This is a genomic window from Pseudomonas juntendi, from assembly GCF_009932375.1.
GTDB classification, from domain to species: Bacteria; Pseudomonadota; Gammaproteobacteria; order Pseudomonadales; family Pseudomonadaceae; genus Aquipseudomonas; species Aquipseudomonas juntendi.
In genome coordinates, this window is record NZ_BLJG01000286.1 from 1 (window position 1) to 3972 (window position 3972).

Genomic DNA, 3972 nt, shown 5'->3' on the forward strand with positions numbered 1-3972 from the left:
CGCTGAAGATGCTGCGGCGGAAGCTGGCATAAGCAACCGGGTCAGATTATCGTGCTGCTTTCGACCCCAGGATGGACCAGCCCCCATGAGTGACGCCCACCGCGATTTGATTACGCGCTTCTACCAGGCCTTCCAGCGCCTGGACGCCGAGGCAATGATCGCCTGCTACAGCGACGATATCGTCTTCAGCGACCCGGTTTTCGGTACGCTGCGTGGCAAGGACGCGGGCGACATGTGGCGCATGCTGACCACACGCGCCAAAGACTTCACCCTCACCTTCGACAGCGTACGCGCCGACGAGCGCAGCGGTGCCGCACACTGGGTGGCGACCTACCTGTTCAGCCAGACGGGGCGGGTGGTGGTCAATGATATCCAGGCACGCTTCATCATCCGCGATGGCTTGATCTGCCAGCACGACGATACGTTCGACCTGTGGCGCTGGTCGCGGCAGGCGTTGGGTATGCCAGGGGTATTGCTGGGTTGGTCGCCGCTGCTGCAGAACAAGTTTCGCGCACAGGCCTTCAAGGGGTTGCGCGCGTTCCAGCAGGCCCAGGGTGTGTGAAGCTGCCCCCGCAAGCGTTGGCAAGCCTTGGTATGTCTACCTGGTCAGGGCGGCCAACGGTTCGTTGTATTGCGGGGTCAGTGATGACCCGCAGCGGCGTTTTCTGGCCCATCAGAAAGGGCGGGGGGCACGGTACTTCAAGACCAGCCCGGCACAGGCGCTGGTGTATATCGAGCAATGGCCGGACAAGGGCGAGGCATTGCGCCAGGAGCGGTTGGTGAAACGGCTGCGCAAGTCGGCGAAAGAGGCTTTGGTGGCGGCTTATCTGATGGGTTCGGCTTGAGGGTGCTGGGGCCGCTTTGCCGCCCATCGCGACGCAAGGCCGCTCCTACAAGAGGTCGCGATGCGTGCAGGAGCAGGTCGCGCGGCCCATGGGCCGTCAGTCCTTGCGTCGCTTCAGCTGGTCCACCAGGGTGGTCGGCAGCCCCTTGATGATCAGGGTGCCGGCGGCCTCGTCATACTCCACCTTGTCGCCCAGCAGGTGCGCCTCGAAGCTGATCGACAGCCCCTCGGCACGCCCGGTAAAGCGACGGAACTGGTTGAGGGTGCGTTTATCCGCCGGAATCTCCGGCGACAAGCCGTAGTCCTTGTTGCGGATATGGTCGTAGAACGCCTTGGGCCGGTCTTCGTCGATCAGGCTGGACAGCTCTTCCAGCGTCACCGGTTCACCCAGTTTGGTCTGGGTAGTGGCGTACTCGACCAGCGTCTGGGTCTTTTCGCGGGCGGATGCTTCCGGCAAGTCTTCGCTCTCGACGAAGTCGCTGAAAGCCTTGAGCAGGGTGCGGGTTTCACCTGGGCCGTCGACACCTTCCTGGCAGCCAATGAAGTCGCGGAAATAGTCCGAGACTTTCTTGCCGTTCTTGCCCTTGATGAACGAGATGTACTGCTTGGAGTTCTGGTTGTTCTTCCACTCGGACAGGTTGATGCGCGCCGCCAGGTGCAACTGGCCCAGGTCAAGGTGACGGGATGGGGTGACGTCGAGTTCGGCATTCACCGCCACGCCTTCACTGTGGTGCAGCAGGGCGATGGCCAGGTATTCGGTCATGCCCTGTTGGTAATGGGCAAACAGCACGTGACCGCCGGTGGACAGGTTGGACTCCTCCATCAGCTTCTGCAGGTGTTCCACGGCCTGGCGGCTGAAGGCGGTAAAGTCTGTGTCGCCTTCCAGGTACTGCTTCAGCCAGCCGCTGAGCGGGTAGGCCCCCGACTCGCCGTGGAAGAAGCCCCAGGCCTTGCCTTGCTTGGCGTTGTAGCTGTCGTTCAGGTCTGCCAGCAGGTTTTCGATGGCGTCGGAAGCCGCCAGTTCGCTATCGCGGGCGTGCAGCACGGCGGGGCTGCCATCAGGCTTCTTGTCGATCAGGTGAACGATGCAATGACGGATAGGCATGAAATTCTCGGCGAGCTGCAAAAGTCGCCAAGTTTAACCCAGACACCCAGTGGTGCAGTGGCCGGATGTTGGCCGAAATGCCGGTTGTTCGTTTTTTGTTCATTTTTGTACGTTTTAAGCCAAAACCCCTGAAAAACCTGCATTTAATCGAAGTACGCTGCGGATATTTATCCACTCCTGTGGTAGCTTTGCGCGGTCTTGCGCCCCACGCGTGGCGCATTGCTGGCAGCGCGCTGCCGTCGTGTCGAACCAAACGCCGATTTGAGTATCTACATACCCAATTGGCGCGGCCCTCCACTACAAGGGGCTGGCCCGATAACGTCGTCGTTCGCTGCATAACCATCGAATTTGATAGGGAAGGAACACCACCATGGCATTGACCAAAGACCAACTGATTGCCGACATCGCCGAGTCGATCGCCGCGCCGAAAGCCACCGCCAAGAACGCACTGGAGCAACTGGGCCAGATCGTTGCTGACCAGCTGGAAAACGGCGCTGAAATCACCCTGCCAGGCATCGGCAAGCTGAAAGTCTCGGAGCGTCCTGCCCGCACTGGCCGCAACCCTTCGACTGGCGCTGCCATCGAAATCGCTGCCAAGAAAGTCGTCAAGTTCGTGCCAGCCAAAGTGCTGACCGACGCTATCAACAAGTAATTGTTGCTGCTTTGACGAAACCGCGCCCGGCTTGCCCGGGCGCGGTTTTTTCATGCCTGTGATCGGCCCTGGGCGTACCAGCCCTGGCGTGCCGCTTCGTCGTGGAAGCTCCAGGCAACCATGCGGCTCTGCTTCTGGCCCTGGCCCATTTCGACGACACGTACGGCCTTGGCACCGGCCTTCTTCAGTGCAGCCTCTATGCCCGGCAGGTTGCTGGCCTTTGACACCAGGCTGGTGAACCACAACACGCTGCCGGCGTACTGCACGCTTTCGCTCACCAGTTGGGTGACAAAGCGGATTTCGCCGCCCTCGCACCACAGTTCATTGTTCTGGCCACCAAAGTTCAGCAGCGGCAGCTTGCGTTTGGGGTCCTGCTTGCCCAGGTTTTTCCACTTGCGTCGGCTACCGCGGGTGGCTTCGTCGCGGGAGGCGTGGAAGGGGGGGTTGCACAGGGTCAGGTCGAAACGCTCCTCTGGCTGCAACAGACCGCTGAGGATATGGCCCCGGTTCGCCTGCTGGCGCAGGGCAATGGCCTTGCCCAGGCCGTTGGCCTGGACGATGGCCTTGGCCGAGGCCAGGGCTACCGGGTCGATATCCGAGCCGAGAAAGCGCCAGCGGTAGTCGCTGTGGCCCAGCAGTGGGTAAATGCAGTTGGCACCCACGCCGATGTCCAGCGCGCGTACCTGGGCGCCCTTGGGAATTTCTCCCGCGTTGTCCGTGGCCAGCAAATCCGCGGCTACGTGGATGTAGTCGGCGCGGCCGGGAATGGGCGGGCACAGGTAGTCGGCGGGGATATCCCAGTGCTGGATGCCGTATTGGGCCTTGAGCAGGGCACGGTTGAATACCCTTACGGCTTCGGGGTTGGCGAAGTCGATGCTGGGTTTGCCGTGGGGGTTGGTAATGGTAAAGCGGGCCAGGTCAGGGTGGGCCTTGATCAGGCTGGGGAAGTCGTAGCGCCCCTGGTGCCGGTTGCGCGGGTGCAGGGTAGGTTTGTCGGTCATGGCGGGGTCCGGTGTTGCAGGCCTTGGGGCTGCTCTGCAGCCCTATCGCGATACAAGGCCGCCCCTAAAGGATAGCGGCGCCTGTGAAACCGGCACCGTCCTGTAGGGGCGGCCTTGTGTCGCGAAAGGGCCGCACAGCGGCCCCAGCGGTCTATCAGGTTGTCACAGCGCTGCAATGCGCGCGTGCTGCTCGGTGAAGTTGGCCAGGGCCTGTTCGGACTCGGCCAGCTTGGCGCGCTCCTTCTCGATCACCGCAGGCGGGGCCTTGTCGACGAAGGCAGCGTTGGACAGCTTGCCACCCACGCGTGCCACTTCGCCCTGCAGGCGCTGAATTTCCTTGTTCAGGCGCGCCAGCTCGGCATCCTTGTCG

6 protein-coding genes are annotated in these 3972 nt (G+C 62.0%); 3 read left to right on the top strand and 3 right to left on the bottom strand.

Annotated elements, in window-relative coordinates; all coding sequences use genetic code 11:
• Window positions 1–85: 85 nt before the first annotated feature.
• Entirely contained in the window at window positions 86–562 is a 477-nt protein-coding gene (locus tag GYA94_RS24640) for a nuclear transport factor 2 family protein (protein WP_161893294.1), read from the top strand.
• The gene (locus GYA94_RS24645; protein WP_110679331.1) at window positions 555–845 is read left to right on the top strand and encodes a GIY-YIG nuclease family protein; all 291 of its coding nucleotides are present in this window, start codon (window positions 555–557) and stop codon (window positions 843–845) included. The genes GYA94_RS24640 and GYA94_RS24645 overlap by 8 nt, the downstream gene beginning before the upstream one ends.
• A gap of 96 nt (window positions 846–941) precedes the next feature.
• Here GYA94_RS24645 and yejK read toward each other — a convergent pair whose 3' ends face one another.
• On the bottom strand, window positions 942–1949 hold the full coding sequence (gene yejK, locus GYA94_RS24650) for a nucleoid-associated protein YejK (protein WP_009687046.1): 1008 nt from the start codon (window positions 1947–1949) through the stop codon (window positions 942–944).
• A gap of 370 nt (window positions 1950–2319) precedes the next feature.
• Between yejK and GYA94_RS24655 the strand changes: the two genes are divergently transcribed.
• Window positions 2320–2601, top strand: coding sequence for an HU family DNA-binding protein (locus GYA94_RS24655; protein WP_003255106.1), 282 nt, complete (start codon window positions 2320–2322; stop codon window positions 2599–2601).
• Between the two features lie 50 nt (window positions 2602–2651).
• Here GYA94_RS24655 and rlmF read toward each other — a convergent pair whose 3' ends face one another.
• Window positions 2652–3602, bottom strand: coding sequence for a 23S rRNA (adenine(1618)-N(6))-methyltransferase RlmF (gene rlmF / locus GYA94_RS24660; protein ID WP_161893295.1), 951 nt, complete (start codon window positions 3600–3602; stop codon window positions 2652–2654).
• Window positions 3603–3764: 162 nt separating this feature from the next.
• On the bottom strand, window positions 3765–3972 hold a 208-nt coding region (locus tag GYA94_RS24665; RefSeq protein WP_161893296.1), incomplete at its 5' end, for a hypothetical protein.